A 17737-nucleotide genomic window follows, 5' to 3' on the forward strand; every position below is an offset into this window, starting at 1 on the left:
ATGAATTACCCCTACGTGTACGATTTTAAAATGTCTTTCGCTTAGTTACAAAGGTAGGTTGTCGTGCTTTTTCTTAGGCACGGTATCTACCTTGTTCTCGCACACTTCAAGCTGCTTAATCAGCTTTTGGCGAGTTTCAGACGGCATGATGACATCATCTATGAAGCCACGTCCTGCTGCAAGGTAAGGATGGGCAAAGTTCTCACTATACTCATCTTCCAATTCCTTTTGTTTCGCTTCCGGATCATCAGCTTTGGCTATTTCTCGACGGAAGATAATTTCAACCGCTCCTTTCGTCCCCATTACAGCGATCTCAGACGTTGGCCAGGCCACGTTATAATCAGCACGAATATGCTTAGAGTTCATAACATCGTAAGCGCCTCCGTAAGCTTTACGGGTGATAACGGTCATCTTAGGAACGGTAGCCTCGCAGAACGAATATAGAAGCTTGGCACCATGTTTGATGATCCCGTTCCATTCCTGATCCGTTCCGGGCAAGAAGCCGGGTACATCTTCAAACACAACCAATGGAATGTTGAACGCATCACAAAAGCGTACAAAACGAGCACCTTTCAGAGAGGCATCAATATCCAATACGCCGGCCAATGATAGCGGTTGATTTGCTACAACACCAACACTCCGCCCACCCAGGCGTGCGAAACCAACCACAATATTGTCCGCATAGTCTTTGTGAACCTCGTAGAAAGTATCCTTATCCATGATACCATTTATCACATCGTGAATATCATACGGTTTGTTAGGATTCAGCGGTACCAGATCATCAAGAGCTTTGGCTTTAGCAGAATCAGGATCTTTTGGATCGATCATTGGCACTTTTTCCTCACAGTTCTGAGGAACGTACTTCATGAGATCACGGATATCATTAATACATACAGCATCATTGGGACTTGAAAAATGAGAAACACCGGATTTAGAGCTGTGTGTAGACGCACCTCCAAGCTCTTCTGATGTCACTTCTTCATGTGTTACCGTTTTTACCACATTCGGACCGGTAACAAACATATAACTGGTATTTTCTACCATAAAAATAAAGTCGGTAAGGGCCGGGCTGTAAACGGCGCCACCTGCACAAGGCCCCATCACGGCAGAGATCTGAGGAATCACGCCTGATGCCATACTGTTTCTCCAGAATACTTCAGCATATCCCCCCAAAGATGATACACCTTCCTGAATACGAGCCCCTCCGGAATCATTGAGCCCTATTATCGGCACCCCATTCTTCAATGCGAGGTCCATGATCTTGCAGATCTTTTCAGCATGAGTTTCTGAAAGAGAGCCACCAAAGACCGTAAAATCCTGACTGAATACATAAACAGGTCGGCCATGGATCTTACCCATTCCGGTCACAACACCGTCACCTAAAAACTGTTGTTTGTCGAGCCCAAAAGCTGAACTTCTGTGAGTTACAAACTTATCGATCTCTTCGAATGAGCCTTTATCAACCAGCAGGTCAATGCGCTCACGTGCAGTGAGTTTACCCTTATCATGTTGCTTTTTTATCCGGGCTTCACCACCACCTTTTAATGCTTCTTCTCTTAATTTCTGGAGTCGTTCTACTTTTGGGTTGGATTCCATAAATACTTAATTGTTGGTTTTATATTCGTCAAAATAAGATTGCAGTTTATCTGTAAAGTCAACGGCCGGGTCAGAAAGCATATCCACATCATTCTTTCTAAACACCTCTTCCTGAAGATAGTCTCCTACTTCATCCCAGCTATTAAATTGTTCAATTGATTTCATAGCTGAGGCATATTTCTTCTTTTTGCCCCCAAATATTTTTTTGATAAATAGTTTTTCCTGTCCAACCAGAAACTCTGAAAGTTCCGGTGTTATAACATCATCCTCTTCCTCAAAAAGCGTATCCTCGTCCATCAAAAGATCTTCATCTGATTCTTGCCGGCTCCCTCCCATGAGAACATCCATTTGATCCGGACGAAGAAACTGCCTCCACATTGGATCTTCCTCTGAATCCGCTTCCTCACCCTCATCAGTAGATTCATCTTTGTCATTGTCATGATCGGCGTCAGACAGCTGTTTCAGAATATCAAATTCATTTTCTTTTTCTTCTTCATCTTTGGTCTCAGGCTCTGTATTCTGATCTGTTTCTTCTTCATTTATGTCTTCGATCAATTCACTTTCATCATCTTCATGGTCGCTTTCTTCTCTGGAAAGGTTTTTAAAGGAATGAGCGGCCTGATCCAATACGGTCACCAGGTTCTTACGAAATTTCTGGATCTCATCGGACGACTTACTGTCTTTAATAGATTTTGATATCTTTTCAGCGTCGGGTGTTTCTTCGAACTCCTCAAAGATCGATTTATCCGTTTGTTCTGTTTTGAAAAGCTCGTTGAATGATTCCTGATCCGTGAGTTGTCGGTCATCACTGTTGTAATCACCGAAAAAACTATCCAGTAATCGTTGTTCTTTTTCATCGATCTGTTCCATTTCTTCTTCATCAGGTTGATCGAATCGATTCTTCTGAGCGATCAATTCTTCCCGGAATTGCTCTCTGAATTTCTCCTGAAGCTTAACATCCAACAGGTCGGGATAAGAAAGTATCTCAATAAAACGATCTTTGGTAATCTGTTCGTCCAGTTCATTGAAAGCTTTAGCAGTCAAGTACAAACCTTTGTCTTCAAAGAAAAGCTGAATGAGTTTCGCGTCGATCTTTCCTCCAAACAGTGTAAACAAAAGCTCCAACACCTGAGCCCATTCCTTAGCTGTGTATGAAGCAACAAGATTTGCATCCAGATTATGGATTAAAAGCTTACATCTTTTTTTCTCAAGAGTCTGGAGTCCGCGTTTGCGCATATATAGCGGAATAGCGCGACCAAAGTGTTTATAGATCGTGAGCTTCTCAGTTCTGTCCACCAATTCCTGGAATGAAAGCTCCTCATCACCCTTGTAGATATAATCAGCCATATGGTGACGGGGCTCCAGATATACCTTAACAATATCTGTGATCACCTCTCCGGTGATCTTATATAATTTGTCTTTAGGAATTCTTGAATTGGCAAACAAAGCATGCTGAAAGTCACCCCAGGCATCTTCAACCAAGACCTCATCGGTACTTACCCATTCCGAATCTTTCAGTTCATATTCTTTTTTTATCTTTTCATTGATCTCTATACGGATTCTTTCAACAATAAACGACGGAAACCCGGCTGAAAGCAGGTCTTTAAGCACGTAATAGGGTTTATCGGCTTTAACCGCCCCCATCAGCTTATCAATAATATGTTCTACCGATTCGTGCATATCCTAAAATATAACTTAAAATTGAAAATAAAGCCTACCGAGTCGCAATACAATTAAGGATTTAGTAAATCTGGCTTTGTTATAAAACTTTATAAATATGCTGAACATTCTTCTTAATGATAATCTTACTACCTTTGGTGCATGATATCTGTTAAAGCTACGGACCTTACTAAGAAATTTAACAACAAAATCATCTTTCAAGGGCTCAGTTTTGAGCACAGAAACGGAGTGTTTGGGATTGCCGGGGATAATGGAAGCGGTAAGTCTACCTTGTTAAAATGTCTGGCCTACCTGCTTCGTCCAAATTCAGGAAACATTGAATGGAAAAAATCTGAAAAGTTATTATCCCAGAAAGAAATGAAATCCCAATTAGGTTATGCTGCACCTTACATAAATTTATACGCAGAACTGACCGTTGCTGAAAATCTACAATTCCTGAAAGAAGCACGCGGTAATGTTTCCAGCGAAAAAGACCTCTTCAATCTTCTAAAACGATGTCAAATACTGCATTTAAAGGATCAGCTATTCGGGAGTCTTTCAACCGGACAGCAACAGCGAACTAAACTTGCAGCTGCTCTTGTTAACGACCCTGACACATTGATGTTGGATGAGCCTGGTTCTAACCTCGATAAAGATGGACATGCCTTGGTTTCTTCAATAATTGAAAATGAGGTAAGTAAAGGTACGCTGGTCATTATTGCGTCCAACGATCCTGATGAAATTTCACTTTGCCATCATGTGTTGACAGTAGGTAAGGTGATAAAGTGAGCCATTCACAGTTTTTTTAAATTTCGAATTTAAACTATACCGTAGCTGAAAATTACGGTAATCACTCTTAAAAGCTGCTGGCCACTTTATTACTCATCATTTCAGTATCTTATATTATGTTCGAACAAAGCTCAAAATTTAATCTTAAACACACTAACTAATGATTTCAGAACAAGACCAAAAACTAGCTCAACTTATTCTTGAGCACAGTACCGAGGTTCAAAAAGGACAAAATGTTATGGTCCAACTTATCGGACTGAATGGTATTGACCTGCTTCGGGCTTTGGTTGAACAGATCAGAGCTAAAGATGCCAACCCTTTCATAAATATCGAAGATTCCGATACTCGACGCATTCTTATAGAGAACGGCAATAAAAGTTTCTGGAAAAATCAAGCAGACGTGGATCAGTTACCCCTTATGAAGCAAATGGATGCTTTTATTGGCATTCGTGCTTCCCAAAATATTTATGAAAATGCCCTGACCAGTAAAGAGGCTAACAAAGCCTATTCTGAGCATTTTCTGAAACCTGTCCATTTTGATGAGCGGGTTAACAATACCAATTGGTGTATTATGAGATACCCCTCACCGGCTTTTGCTATGAATGCTAAAATGCCAACCCGAAAATTTGCAGAGTTTTATTACGATGCTTGTTTGGTAGATTACGCGGCTCTCGAAGAAGCTATGAAACCTTTAGAGAAAAAACTCAGAGCTACTGATGAAATTCACTTGAAGGGCGAAGGCACCGATATCACTTTTTCCGTTAAGGATCAGAATTGGGTTCCCTGTTTTGGCAAGAGAAACATCCCGGACGGTGAATTGTTTACCTCTCCTATTCTGGATTCTGTAAATGGAGTGATCAGCTATGCCCCTTCTGTGTATCAAGGTAAACCGTTTGAATATGTAAAGCTTGAAGTTAAAGACGGTGTAGTTGTTGATTACGATTCATCCAACAACGAAGCACTTAAAGATATTCTGGATACTGATGAAGGGGCAAGAAGATTCGGTGAATTCAGCTTTGGTTTAAATCCCGTTATCGAAAGCCCGATGTATGACATCCTGTTCGATGAGAAGATCTATGGTTCAAACCACCTTACCCTTGGCAAAGATTATGAGATCGCACCAAATGGGAACTCAAGTAATATCCATTGGGATCTGGTTTGTATAGGTCCTGATGTATATCTGGATGGTGAACTGATTCGCAACGGTAGAAAATTTGTAACAGATGATCTTAAGGGATTGAATCCTGAAAATCTACTCTGAACCTACCGTGTTTAATAGATCAATCAAATTGGTGCGCTGCTATATAAGATTAATTTAATGCCATATAACTGAGCACTTTCTTAATTTTAGAGTGACGACATTTTAAAAATAATTCAAAATTTGATGCTAAATCTTTTTACCGCTTCAGTTATACTGATCGCCATTGCAGTTGCCATTTTTATAATTTGGAAGATTAAATCCTACAATAAACACTCTAAAAAAGTTAAAGAGAGCACTTCTTTCAAGAGAAATGATCAGGCTGTAAATGACCTTAATTTAAAACTCGAAGAACTTGAGGTATTGGATCTTCTTTCAGAAGGATATTCAAATCAAGAGATCGCAAATAAAACCTCCATGTCGTTAAATACGGTCAACAATAGAGTTCGTGACCTCTTTTCAAAACTGGATGTTAACCGAAGAAGTGTCGCCATTAAAAAAGCCCGATCGTTGAAACTGATCCCTTAATCCGGTTCTACTACAGTTTGACCTGAATTTGTTATGATAGCGGTGGATTATCAAATAATAAAAAAGGCGGATACCGGATCCGCCTTTTTAGTTTCATCTTTAGGTGTTACCGGATCAGAACTTTGGTCCGGCATTGATGATCTCTTTGCTGCTGTCTTCTTTGTATTCTTCGAAGTTCTTATCGAAGAGTTCACCCAGCTTTTTAGCTTGAGCGTCGTATTTATTACCGTCATCCCAAGTCTTACGTGGCTGAAGGATTTCAGCTGATACATCAGGGCAAGCTGTTGGTATTTCAAATCCAAATACATCATCCTTAACTGTTTCTACTTCTGTCAGTTTACCATCATGGATGGCCTGAATGATTGATCTGGTACTCTTCAGATCAATACGAGAGCCTCTGCCATATGGCCCACCTGTGAGTCCCGTATTGACCAGCCAGGCTTTGGCATCATGCTTACGCATTTTATCTGCCAGCATCTCTGCATATTTTGCCGGTGGCCACGCCAGGAAGGCGGCTCCAAAGCAAGCAGAAAATGTGGCTTCAGGTTCAGTTACTCCAACTTCAGTTCCTGCAACTTTAGCAGTATAACCACTTATAAAGTGATACATAGCTTGTTCCGGACTTAGTTTACTTACCGGAGGAAGCACACCAAATGCATCATAAGTCAGGAAAATGATATTCTTCGGATGACCTGCAGTACAGGGGATCTTAGCATTATCAATATAATTAATGGGGTAAGAAGCCCGTGTATTCTGAGTGATCGATACATCCTTGAAATCAACTTTACGTGTATCCGGATCATATCCCACGTTTTCAAGAACGGTTCCATACTTGATGGCATTATAGATCTCAGGTTCTTTCTCTTCAGAAAGGTCTATAGTTTTAGCATAGCAACCGCCCTCAATATTAAATACTCCGTCATCACTCCAACAATGCTCATCATCACCGATAAGCTTGCGGTTCTTATCGGCTGAAAGCGTTGTTTTTCCGGTTCCTGATAAACCAAAGAAAAGTGCCACATCATCTTCTGTATCACCTTCATTAGCTGAACAGTGCATGGAAAGCACCTCTTTTTTCGGCATCAGATAATGCATAACGGTAAAGATCCCTTTCTTCATTTCGCCGGCATACTCTGTACCAAGGATCACCATTTGGTTGGTATCAAAATTCACATCGACAGATGCATCTGAGGTCATTCCCTCTGTAAATTTATTGGCAGGAAACTTACCCGCATTGTAGATCACAAAATCCGGCTCCCCAAAATCTTTCAGTTCCTCTTCTGTAGGACGAATAAGCATATTATGCATAAATAAGCCATGATAAGGTCGCTCTGCAATGATCCTTACTTTAAGCTGATACTTTTTATCCCAGCCGGCAAATCCGTCAATAACATATAAGCGGTCAAGTGTATTCAGGTAATCTGTTGCTCGTTGATAGTTTATCTTAAAAGTTCTTTCATCCAGAGGAATATTGATCTTACCCCACCAGATATCATCCTTAATTCCTGAAGATTCTACCACCCTTTTGTCGGCCGGACTACGACCCGTTCTTTTACCTGATCGCACTACCAGTGCACCTGAATCGCTTATCGCTGAACCCGAGTCGTATTTAATGGCATCCTCGTAAAACCTTGCAGGATTCGGATTCCTGATTATATTTTCTACTGTGATGTTTTGTTTGGATAGGTCCAAAGTTTGCTTTCCCATTGTATTAAGGGTTATGTGTTTGTTGATTGAGTAAGTGAGTGCCTGTATATACTGAAACTACATGAAGGATATATAAACTGAGAAAAAAAGTTCATAAGAATTCACTCTTCCTATTACATTATTGATAGCATAAAAACCAGACCAATAATAAATGAACTTTTTCGATCCTGAAAAGAGTAACAGGCTTAGGCGGAATATTTTTAAAAACAAAAATCCGAAACGCACCCGTGATTGGTACAAAAAGCACTTGGGTATTGAAAACGGGAAATATGGCGGCACCTTTGAATGGCGACACGCCCGCGATCCTGGAAAGAAGGGATATAGTATGGAGTATCTTCGATTCCGAAACCAAATATACAGACCCCAGCAGTAAAGAATTCATGGTCAACTATCGGATTGATGATCTGGAGGCATTACTCGAAATCCTAAGAAAAGAAGGCGTTGAAGTGATCGGTGAGATCGAGGTGTTCGAATACGGAAAATTTGGGTGGATAATGGGCCCTGATGGAGTTAAGATCGAACTTTGGGAACCCAATGACGAAGAATTCGATAAGATTAAAGGCGAAATCAATCTAAGCGGGTAATAAATTTATATAAAATAACTCACTGCCTTTCATTATTTATTCACAAATTTTCCTCTTATTAAATATATAAGTAAACGCGATAAGGAGGTAATGTGACTAAAACAAATAAAGGCTGCCTCACAAAATTTAAGACGGTTTCCATTTGGTTTTTTTTGATCTTTGGGCTTCTCTTAGGTGGTATTGCCATTATTAACCTAAATTTATCCGATAGCTCTGTCAGTTTGAACACTCTCAGTACAACTGACCAATACAGTCTGCAAGAAACAGATCGTTTAAGGAAATCAGTTGGAAATTTAATATGGCCGGGCTTTGGCGATCAAGAGATTCCCATAATTCTTTATAATGAGGCCTATGTATTTCTGAGTGGTTTAAAGGATCCCGAAACCGGTTGGAAAAAAGTCCCTTTCACTAAACAGATGGGCAGTAGATGGACTTATATTGAATCAACTCCATCCTTTTTTTATTACACTCAACCGATCATTTCATCTGATCAGACTCCTGAGGCTTTCACAGTCCAAAATGGTGAATATTACGCTGCGAGCATGACTACTAAAGAATGGACAGAGATTAAACTGACTCAGCTTATTAAAACTGATCTTCCTTCGTTCTTAAAACCTATTTTCCCCTACTCGCTAATAACAGGCAAGTTCAACACTGACTGGCATATTTCAGCTATTATTCACGAATCTTTTCACGCTTTTCAAGCGGAAAAAGCTCTGGAGAGAGTGCGTTCAGCAGAAGCTTCTAACACATTTGAGAATTCTTACCCCTGGAAAAATCCAGACTTCAGGCAAGCATGGCTTAATGAGCGGCTACTTTTAGCCAAAATTTTAAAAGCATCAGATGATCAAAAAATAAGAACATTGACAAAGGAGTGGCTGCAAATTAGAAAACAGAGAAGAAATACCTTTAACAGTCCCAAATTAACGGCTTATGAGAAAGAACGGGAATGGCTGGAGGGGCTTGGCAAGTACGCTGAGATAAAATCATGGTTATTGGCTTCGGATCCTGGACTTTATGAACCTTTACAGCAGATGTCATCCATCCCTGATTTCGATCACTACAAAAACGGAGTCAAGAATCGCAATCGTGAGATAAAGCAACTGCGAAGCAATCTCAGTTTCAGTGAAACAGTCTTTTACTATAGCGGTTGGGCTCAGGCTGAGATCCTGGACTATCTCGATCCCGGCTGGAAAGTAAAAGCCTTTGAACCCGGCATGTATCTTGATGATATGATCCGGAATATCTTCGAACCCAAGGCTATTGCAGAAACCAAATAAAAAGTTCTGACTAGATTACCGAGTCAATTCATTTATTGTTTCTTCAAAAGCTGTTAATGTATTGCTGATATCTTCTGAAGTCAGTGCATTGCTCAGAAAAAATGCTTCAAATGGTGAGGGTGGTAAATGCACGCCACGTTTCAGCATGCCATGAAAGATCTTTCCGAACAACTCTTTATCCGTGCGGTTTGCATCCTCAAAAGTTTCTACCGGACCTTCACAGTAAAAGACTCCTACCATAGACCCCACCCGATTTAAGGTGTTGGGAATGTCATGATCGCTAAGTATCTGCCCAATACCATTGGCCAATACAGATGCTTTTTTCTCCAGTTCCTCATACACTTGTGGGTTTTCTTTGAGCTTTTTGAGGAGCGTATATCCCGCTGCCATAGCTAGCGGATTTCCGGATAGTGTTCCCGCCTGATAGACAGGACCGGTTGGTGCTACATAATCCATAATTTCTTTCTTACCACCGTATGCCCCTACCGGAAGGCCTGCCCCAATTATCTTGCCATAAGTTACTATATCAGCTGTTACACCATATATTTTTTGGGCTCCCTGAAAGTCCACGCGAAATCCTGTCATCACTTCATCCAGAATCAACACTATACCTTTATCATCGCACAATTCCCGAAGACCTTTCAAAAACCCTTCTTTAGGTGGAATACATCCCATATTTCCGGCGATCGGTTCCAAAATAATGGCAGCAATATCGCCAGTATTGGCTTCGGCCAACTTTTTCACCGAATCCAGATCGTTGTACTCTGCATTCAGAGTATCCTTGGCGGTTCCCTCTGTCACGCCGGGACTGCTCGGCTCACCCATGGTCAGAGCTCCGCTACCGGCTTCTATCAGGAACGAATCACCGTGCCCGTGGTAATTGCCTTTGAACTTAATGATCTTGTTTTTACCCGTGTAACCACGAGCCACGCGTATGGCACTCATGGTAGCCTCGGTGCCGGAATTCACCATACGGATCTTGTCTATTCCGGGAATTGAACCGGTGATCAACTCTGCCATTTCCACTTCAAGGCGTGTTGGTGCACCAAATGAAGTTGAATTCAACGCCGTTTCCTGAACGGCCTTAACTATATCTGGCTCGGCGTGACCTAACAGCATTGGGCCCCACGAACTGATGTAGTCAATGTACTTATTTCCGTCCTCATCCCACAAATAAGCGCCTTTAGCTTTTGTGATAAAAATTGGTGTTCCGCCCACACTATTAAAAGCCCTTACGGGAGAATTAACTCCACCCGGAATGACTTTGGATGCTCTTTCAAATAGGTTTTTGCTGTTTTGATAATTCATGATTTCTTAATCGATTAAAACTTATAAGTTGAGTCAACCACTTTCTTTTGGGTTATAGCATAGCTAAATCCTATGTCCCTCTGGAGGGACAGCAAGAATAGTTCGCCTCTGCAGTTTGGGTCATTGACTGATAATCAATCCAGCGGCTTCCTTGGCAAAATACGTAGCGATCAGATCGGCTCCGGCTCGCTTGAAGGCGAGCAGCGATTCCATCATCACTTCCTTCTCATTCAACCAGCCTTTTTCAGCAGCAGCCTTGATCATCGCATATTCTCCGGACACATTATATACTGAGACCGGAATGTTGAAATTCTGTTTTACAGCATGAACCACATCAAGGTATGGCATACCCGGTTTAACCATTACAATATCAGCGCCCTCACTGATATCAAGCTCAACTTCACGCAGAGCCTCATCCAGGTTTGCAGGATTCATTTGATAGGTTTTCTTATCTCCAAACCCGGGTGCAGAATCCAGAGCATCACGAAACGGCCCATAGAAAGAAGACGCATACTTTGCGCTGTAGGCCATGATCCCGGTATTCTCAAAACCGGCATCGTCCATGGCTTTTCGCATCGCTCCTATACGCCCATCCATCATATCAGATGGAGCCACCATATCAGCTCCGGCTTTGGCATGACTTACCGCCATTTTTGCCAAAACTTCCACCGATGGATCATTCACGATCTCACCGTCTTCAACGATTCCATCGTGCCCATAGGATGAATATGGGTCCATAGCCACATCCGTCATAACATACAGATCCGGATAATTTTCTTTGATGAACTGAACTGATTTCTGCATCAGGCCATTATCATTGATGGCTTCGGTTCCTTTATTATCCTTTTTGGATTCAGGCACTTTCACAAACAGCAATACCGACTCAATTCCAACCTCGATCAGCTCTTCCAATTCTCTTCCCAGCATATCCAGTGAGTACCTGTAGTACCCCGGCATACTCGAGATCTCTTCTTTCTGTTTTTTCCCTTCAACGATGAATATCGGGGCAATGAAATCTGAGGGATGTAATCTGTTTTCCTGCACCATATCACGGATGGCGGATGATTTACGGTTCCGTCGTAAACGGGTTTTTGGGTATTTCATAACTATCTACCTACAATTTTCTAACGTGAGATATACGGCGAATGTAATTCGGCCCTATTGGCATAACAATTTATTCTAATAATTAATCCAATCGATCGGTTTTAAATGCTCCACCAATTCTGCCTCGGGACTTCCGGGTTCGGGTTGATGATCATACACCCATCGGACCTGTGGTGGCAGACTCATAAGGATCGACTCAATACGACCTTTGGTCTTCAACCCGAATAAGGTACCGCGATCGTGGATCAAATTAAATTCTACATAACGACCGCGACGGATCTCTTGCCACATGCGATTTTCTACATTGAAATCAATATTCTTCCGCTCCTTAATAATTGGAATATAGGCATCAGTAAAAGCAAACCCGCAGGCTTTGGCAAACTCAAACAGATCTTCGGCAGAACGGTCTTCATCCGGTCGCTGATAATCAAAGAATAAACCACCGATCCCACGGGCTTCCTCACGATGATGATTGTAGAAATAGGTATCACATTCCGCCTTAAAAGTTGGATAGTAATCCGGGTCAAACTGATCACAAACTGCCTTGTGTACCTTATGAAAATGCCCCGCATCCTCCGGAAACAGATAATAGGGTGTCATATCTGCCCCGCCGCCAAACCACTGATCGCGTAGATCACCGCTGTCTTTATCGTATAATTCAAAATATCGATAATTCGCATGAACCGTAGGCACAAAGGGATTTCGCGGATGTATTACCAGTGATACACCCGTGGCAAAGAACTCCGATTCAGGTACTTCAAATTTTTTCCGCATGGATTCCGGCAGCGGCCCGCCCACTGTAGAAACATTAACCCCGCCTTTTTCTATCACTTTTCCATCTGTAATAATACGGGTACTGCCTCCGCCAAAGCCATCCCGTTCCCAATCCTCGATCAGAAATTTTTGGGTTCCTTCCACGGCTTCCAATTCATCACAGATATGTTGCTGTACATCCGAGACGAATTGTGTGAATTGATCTTTTAGGGATGTTAAATTTTTGGTTCTCATTATATCAGTTTCAATTCAATATTTGGACGAAAAAAACCACTGTCCTCTCTCTGGATTCTGGCTAAAGCCAAATCCTATCTCTCTCCAAAGAGAGATAGGTTCTTGCTACATACGATTATCTAAAACTAAGATTACAAACTACGAATAAGCAAGACTCTGTGTCCCTCCGGAGCCTGCCGGCCGCTCTGCGCCAGAGCTAAAACTCGACTCAGAGATCCGAATCAATATCTAAAATTCTTTACGGTATTCACGAACGTTTTGGCGTTTTCTACAGGAACATTCGGCAGAATGCCATGCCCTAAATTAGCGATGTAATTTCCTCTCCCAAATCGCTGCAGCATCTCAGTTGCTTCAACTTCGATCTGCTCCGGCTTCATAAGTAACTTGGAGGGATCAAAATTACCCTGCACCACTTTATCACTTGCAAACTGCCGGGCATGTTCGGGAGCACAGCCCCAACCGATACCGAAACCGGAAACATTGGTGTGGCCAAATAATGGATAACTCCACTCAGCGTCTTTACAGAACATGATCAAGGGTACACCATAATCTTCATTCGCAATACGTTGCAGATGTGGTAATGCAAATTTTTTAAAATCATCGGGACCGAGTGCGGCTGCCCACGACTCAAACACCTGCAGAACCTGAGCTCCGGCTTTTACCTGATGATGCAAATACTGAATAGTCTGATCAGTCATCACTTCAAGCAATTTGTGTGCGGCCTCAGGTTGAGAGAAAAGAAAAGACTTTGCTGTTGCAAATGTCTTTGATCCCTGCCCTTCCACCAGATAACAAAAGAGTGTCCACGGAGCACCGGCAAATCCGATCAGGGGAACTCGTCCATCGAGCTCCTTACGCGTCAGTGTCAGGGCATCATATACGTAACTAAGCTGTTCTTCGGCAGGAATAATGTTTAGAGATTCAACCTGCTCAACAGTTCGGATTGGGTCCGGTAAATAAGGACCAAAGCCCGGCTTGAGCTGCACCTCCACATCCAGGCATTCTATCAGTACCAGGATATCTGAAAACAGAATGGCCGCATCAGGTCCAACAATATCGATGGGTTGAATGGTGATCTCACTGGCTAGTTCAGGAGTCTTTACCCGCTCAAAAAAGCTGTATTTCTTTTTAATCTCCATGTACTCAGGGAGATACCGTCCGGCCTGACGCATCATCCATACGGGTGGGCGTTCAGTTTCCTTGCCTTCCAGCGTGTCGAGTAATAATCGGTTTTTAAGTTCGGGAAAGTTCACGTTGGCATCCTATTTAAATTCACATCCTTATGGATGATTTTTATCATTGATATATTCAGTCATTTTTGTGGCCCTCAGCACTTCATTAAATTATAAATGCTTTCATATTTAACCGAAGAATATCCATCTAAATTTGAGGGCCTTCGCAGTAAAGTCATTATTTAAACGCCCTATCACAAGCGTTCAAGTTCACAACTTAAACACTAATTGGAGTTATTATCAAAATAAAACCGATGGATGGATTCCATCAAGGAATCAAGGGTTGAGTATTCCGGGGTGATGCAGTTCATTATGCCGGCTTCGTTGGCAGCCTGTTCAGTAGATGGACCAATACAAAATACCTGCTGCTTCTTAAGCATCGAATTCTTTTCGCTAAAAGATTCAATAGCACTTGGGCTCATAAAAACTACTGCATCAAAATCATCCAGATCATCCATTTCATGCTTGGTAAGTATAGTGTGATACACTTCAATAGAAAAAACATCAACATCCTCACCCAATAGCTTACCAAGATCGGCAGCCTTAAGGTTTCCACAAAAATAGATCAACTTTTTAAGATCCAGTTCCTGCATCATGGACGCTAAGGCAATAGTATTGTATTCCTCCGGAAAGGTCACTTCGAGTCCTAACTCCCCAAGACTTTCTGCTGTTTTAGAGCCCACCGCAAATATATGATCAGGAATGGCCAGATCAGTGACCTTGGGAGATATTGCTTTCACCGCCTTTTTACTTGTAAATATCCATGCATCGGCATTTTGCGGCACTTTGTCCATCCAAAGAGCCGGCATCAGATATTCAAAGGTGATAAAAGGTTCACTCTCAATAAGTAACTCACCATTTTCGAGCTGTGTTCGCTTTTCTTCCGATAGTTGGGTTGTAAAAAGTACTCTGGGTTTATTACTCATCATCAGGATGCTCTAATAATTCCTCTGCGCCTTCCTTTTTCAAAAGAGCCGCCCACTCTTTACCCAGACTTGCTTTAGCTTTGTTGACAGATGTTGTTCTCTCGATATCCAGTCTTTCCTTTCCATCCAGTGACAACACAGCTCCTTTAAAACTCAAAATATCGTCATTAACTTTAGCATGGGCTCCGACAGGACTAGAACAGCCGGCTTCAAGTTCGTTCAAAAATGCGCGTTCTATAGCCCCGCATAGGTGACTTTCTTTATGATCGATCTTTTTTAGTACACTTTCTGCTTCGCTTCCTCCCCAGCAAACAATACCAACAATACCCTGTGACGGTGCCGGGATCATCCAGTTAAGAACTTCCGAGATTCGGTCGTCATAACCAATCCGCTGCAGACCGGCAGCTGCAAAGACAGCTCCATACCATTTGTTCGAATCAACTTTATCCAATCTTGTGGGCACATTGCCTCTTAATCCGGTTACAGTATCCTTCGGATATTGGTTCAGCCAAAAAGCCTTTCTTCGTATACTCCCCGTGGCTATAATTTTTTGCTCACTTTCAGTCTCTTTGGATTGGACCGGACGAACTAATACATCCATTGGATTACCGCGCTCAAGTACAGCCGCAAGGATCAATCCTTTTGGAAGAATAGTAGGAACATCTTTGAGTGAATGAACAGCAAGATCGATCTCCCCGGCAATCAAAGCATCATCCAGAGCTTTAGTAAATACACCTTTATCGCCCAGTTTATCCAATGGAATATCCTGAACCTTATCCCCAAAAGACTCTATTTCCACCAATTCAGTTTCAACACCCTGTGCTTTAATTTCTTTCGAAACTTTTTTAGCCTGCCAAAGTGCGAGTGTGCTTTTTCGTGTACCTATTCTAAGCTTCATTCCTCACCTTCTCGAACTCCTTGTCAATCCGATCGATGTGAATGGCCATGATCTTTTTCTTGATACGACGGGTTACTTCTTCCATCTGAGAGTAAGAATCTTCATCCATCTTGTGTTTGACTCGGTCAAGTTCAGAATCAGTAATATCACTTAATCTGTGCTCGATCTCCTTGATACGGGGAAGCAGATACCGTGAACGCTTGACTGTATTCAGAAAATTATCCTTCTCTTCTTCAATGATCTTACGAATTTCAGGAATGGATTTCTCCCGTTTTTCAATGGCCTTTTGGTTTGCTTCGTGAATGGAATCCATATCAATGAGTGTCACGTTGTCCAGTTTGTTTACCGTTGGATTCACATTACGGGGAACACTCAGGTCTAATACCAGCTGAGGGTGATCAACGCCTTCAAAATGTTTAGGATGCAGAATAGGATTTTTAGCCCCGGTAGCGGTGATCACCAGATCTGCCTGTTTGATCTCTTCATCCAGTTCTGAAAATGCATGTGCCTTGATATCAAAGGAAGAAGCGAGCTGTTTGGCCCTGTCGATAGTTCGGTTAACCACAGAAATATGTTCAGCTCCATTCGAGATGAGGTTCTTGGCTGAAACCTTGCCCATTTTACCCGCTCCGATAAGTAAGATGCGAATTTGGCTCAGGTCTTTGAAGTGATCCAGGGCAAGTTGAGTGGCAGCGAACCCAACGGAGGCCGTACCTTTACCAAAATCGGTTTCAGTACGGCTCCGTTTGTGTGCTCGGAAAACCGATTGTATCAATTGATGAAATTCTCCGGAAAGTCCTTTTTTCTTGGCTTTTTTATAAGCCTGCTTCACCTGCTGTATGATCTGAACATCACCTAAAACCTGAGAATCCAGTCCGGTTCCAACTCCATAGAGGTGATCATAGGCATCTTCCTGAACATGAATATATCCGTGTTGTTCAAAAAACTCGTGATCAGTATTAGTCGATTTACATAGAGCCGAAATTAAAATTTCAGCATCACAAAAAGCATAGAGTTCAGTACGATTGCAAGTGTCTAGCATGAAAATACCGCCGGGTATATCCTTGGTATAGAAGTCAAGGAGTTCCCTGCGATGATTGTCTAAATAGAATAATTCACGAATAGAAACCTCACTCTTCCAGTGAGATATACCTATTACACTAAACCTCATAAATTACTTCTTAAAATATTTTCCGGCACATGAGTCAGGAAAGTATTCTCCGAATATGAAGATTATGTGAAGAAAATCTTCATATTCATTAAATATCTGCCTTTATAACTACTTAGAGCCTGTTTTTGAATTCACATTTATGAATAACTGAAAATACAATTTTTGTTAATTAAAAGTGATCTCAAATCTTTATAAAACGGATAATCAGCCACAGATTTACTTCATTTAATCTCTCAATTAATTCTAAATCTGATCTAAGTCGGCTCGAAGTTCAATGGCATGTTGCCTATCTTTGCTTTTCAAAACTATTCAATCCAAAATAAATCAAATGGATCTTAAGCTAGTAGGTAAAGTCACCAAGATATTAGAACAACAATCAGGTCAGGGTAAAAACGGTCCCTGGAGAAAACGTGACTTCATCCTCGAAACCAAAGGAAAATACCCAAAGCAGGTATGTATCACTCAATGGGGTGATAACATTGATCAGAATAACGTTAACGAAGGAGACGAGATCACTGCTTTTATCGATATACAAAGCCGGGAGTACAAAGGAAACTGGTACACTGATGTAAAAGCCTGGAAGATCGAGCAAGGCAGTGGCGGTGAAATGGCAGATCCACCTCCCAGCGCCCCCGGTCTGACTCTAGAAGGTAATCAAGATTTAGATGACGACCTGCCTTTTTAAATGAGGCTTACTACTTACTTGTCATTCCTATTTTGGGATCCTGCTACAGGGACTTTTTCAGCTA

Annotated in this window: 16 protein-coding genes; 6 read left to right on the plus strand and 10 right to left on the minus strand. The window is 41.8% G+C overall.

The window, feature by feature from the left end:
• Positions 1 to 45 precede the first annotated feature (45 nt).
• A complete protein-coding gene (locus ACKGJO_RS08695; RefSeq protein ID WP_411323029.1) occupies positions 46 to 1596 on the minus strand; it encodes an acyl-CoA carboxylase subunit beta in 1551 nt (516 codons plus the stop codon).
• A gap of 6 nt (positions 1597 to 1602) precedes the next feature.
• Positions 1603 to 3276, minus strand: a complete 1674-nt coding sequence (locus tag ACKGJO_RS08700) for a hypothetical protein (protein ID WP_411323030.1) — start codon at positions 3274 to 3276, stop codon at positions 1603 to 1605.
• Between the two features lie 141 nt (positions 3277 to 3417).
• Between ACKGJO_RS08700 and ACKGJO_RS08705 the strand changes: the two genes are divergently transcribed.
• The 3 genes from ACKGJO_RS08705 to ACKGJO_RS08715 all read left to right on the plus strand — a co-directional run bounded on the left by ACKGJO_RS08705 (position 3418) and on the right by ACKGJO_RS08715 (position 5770).
• Positions 3418 to 4044 (plus strand): ABC transporter ATP-binding protein, encoded by a 627-nt coding sequence (locus ACKGJO_RS08705; protein ID WP_411323031.1) that lies wholly within the window; start codon positions 3418 to 3420, stop codon positions 4042 to 4044.
• A gap of 160 nt (positions 4045 to 4204) precedes the next feature.
• Positions 4205 to 5305, plus strand: a complete 1101-nt coding sequence (locus ACKGJO_RS08710) for an aminopeptidase (RefSeq protein ID WP_411323032.1) — start codon at positions 4205 to 4207, stop codon at positions 5303 to 5305.
• A gap of 123 nt (positions 5306 to 5428) precedes the next feature.
• Complete coding sequence (locus ACKGJO_RS08715) at positions 5429 to 5770, plus strand: helix-turn-helix transcriptional regulator (RefSeq protein ID WP_411323033.1); 342 nt, start codon at positions 5429 to 5431, stop codon at positions 5768 to 5770.
• Positions 5771 to 5884: 114 nt separating this feature from the next.
• Here the strand turns inward: ACKGJO_RS08715 and pckA are convergent, their stop codons facing one another.
• On the minus strand, positions 5885 to 7477 hold the full coding sequence (gene pckA, locus ACKGJO_RS08720) for a phosphoenolpyruvate carboxykinase (ATP) (protein ID WP_411323034.1): 1593 nt from the start codon (positions 7475 to 7477) through the stop codon (positions 5885 to 5887).
• A gap of 254 nt (positions 7478 to 7731) precedes the next feature.
• Here pckA and ACKGJO_RS08725 point away from each other — a divergent pair, with 254 nt between their 5' ends.
• Together ACKGJO_RS08725 and ACKGJO_RS08730 are read left to right on the plus strand one after the other, a co-directional pair.
• A complete protein-coding gene (locus tag ACKGJO_RS08725) occupies positions 7732 to 8061 on the plus strand; it encodes a VOC family protein (protein ID WP_411323035.1) in 330 nt (109 codons plus the stop codon).
• A gap of 92 nt (positions 8062 to 8153) precedes the next feature.
• Positions 8154 to 9341, plus strand: coding sequence for a hypothetical protein (locus tag ACKGJO_RS08730; RefSeq protein WP_411323036.1), 1188 nt, complete (start codon positions 8154 to 8156; stop codon positions 9339 to 9341).
• 15 nt (positions 9342 to 9356) lie between these two features.
• Here the strand turns inward: ACKGJO_RS08730 and hemL are convergent, their stop codons facing one another.
• The 7 genes from hemL to hemA all read right to left on the minus strand — a co-directional run bounded on the left by hemL (position 9357) and on the right by hemA (position 16988).
• Complete coding sequence (gene hemL / locus ACKGJO_RS08735; RefSeq protein ID WP_411323037.1) at positions 9357 to 10649, minus strand: glutamate-1-semialdehyde 2,1-aminomutase; 1293 nt, start codon at positions 10647 to 10649, stop codon at positions 9357 to 9359.
• 120 nt (positions 10650 to 10769) lie between these two features.
• A complete protein-coding gene (hemB, locus tag ACKGJO_RS08740; RefSeq protein WP_411323038.1) occupies positions 10770 to 11753 on the minus strand; it encodes a porphobilinogen synthase in 984 nt (327 codons plus the stop codon).
• Positions 11754 to 11828: 75 nt separating this feature from the next.
• Positions 11829 to 12761: an oxygen-dependent coproporphyrinogen oxidase gene (gene hemF, locus ACKGJO_RS08745; RefSeq protein WP_411323039.1), complete on the minus strand. Its 933-nt coding sequence runs from the start codon at positions 12759 to 12761 to the stop codon at positions 11829 to 11831.
• Between the two features lie 221 nt (positions 12762 to 12982).
• Positions 12983 to 14014 carry a uroporphyrinogen decarboxylase gene (gene hemE, locus ACKGJO_RS08750; RefSeq protein WP_411323040.1) on the minus strand — a complete coding sequence of 344 codons (1032 nt, stop codon included), beginning with the start codon at positions 14012 to 14014 and terminating at the stop codon, positions 12983 to 12985.
• A gap of 203 nt (positions 14015 to 14217) precedes the next feature.
• Entirely contained in the window at positions 14218 to 14922 is a 705-nt protein-coding gene (locus ACKGJO_RS08755; protein ID WP_411323041.1) for a uroporphyrinogen-III synthase, read from the minus strand.
• A complete protein-coding gene (hemC, locus tag ACKGJO_RS08760; RefSeq protein WP_411323042.1) occupies positions 14912 to 15817 on the minus strand; it encodes a hydroxymethylbilane synthase in 906 nt (301 codons plus the stop codon). Before hemC ends, ACKGJO_RS08755 begins: the two co-directional genes overlap by 11 nt.
• Entirely contained in the window at positions 15807 to 16988 is a 1182-nt protein-coding gene (gene hemA, locus ACKGJO_RS08765; RefSeq protein ID WP_411323043.1) for a glutamyl-tRNA reductase, read from the minus strand. Before hemA ends, hemC begins: the two co-directional genes overlap by 11 nt.
• A 328-nt stretch (positions 16989 to 17316) precedes the next feature.
• Between hemA and ACKGJO_RS08770 the strand changes: the two genes are divergently transcribed.
• Complete coding sequence (locus ACKGJO_RS08770; protein WP_411323044.1) at positions 17317 to 17673, plus strand: DUF3127 domain-containing protein; 357 nt, start codon at positions 17317 to 17319, stop codon at positions 17671 to 17673.
• The last annotated feature ends 64 nt before the right edge of the window (positions 17674 to 17737 follow it).

The organism is Gracilimonas qinghaiensis, from assembly GCF_046602855.1.
Classification (GTDB): Bacteria; Bacteroidota; Rhodothermia; order Balneolales; family Balneolaceae; genus Gracilimonas.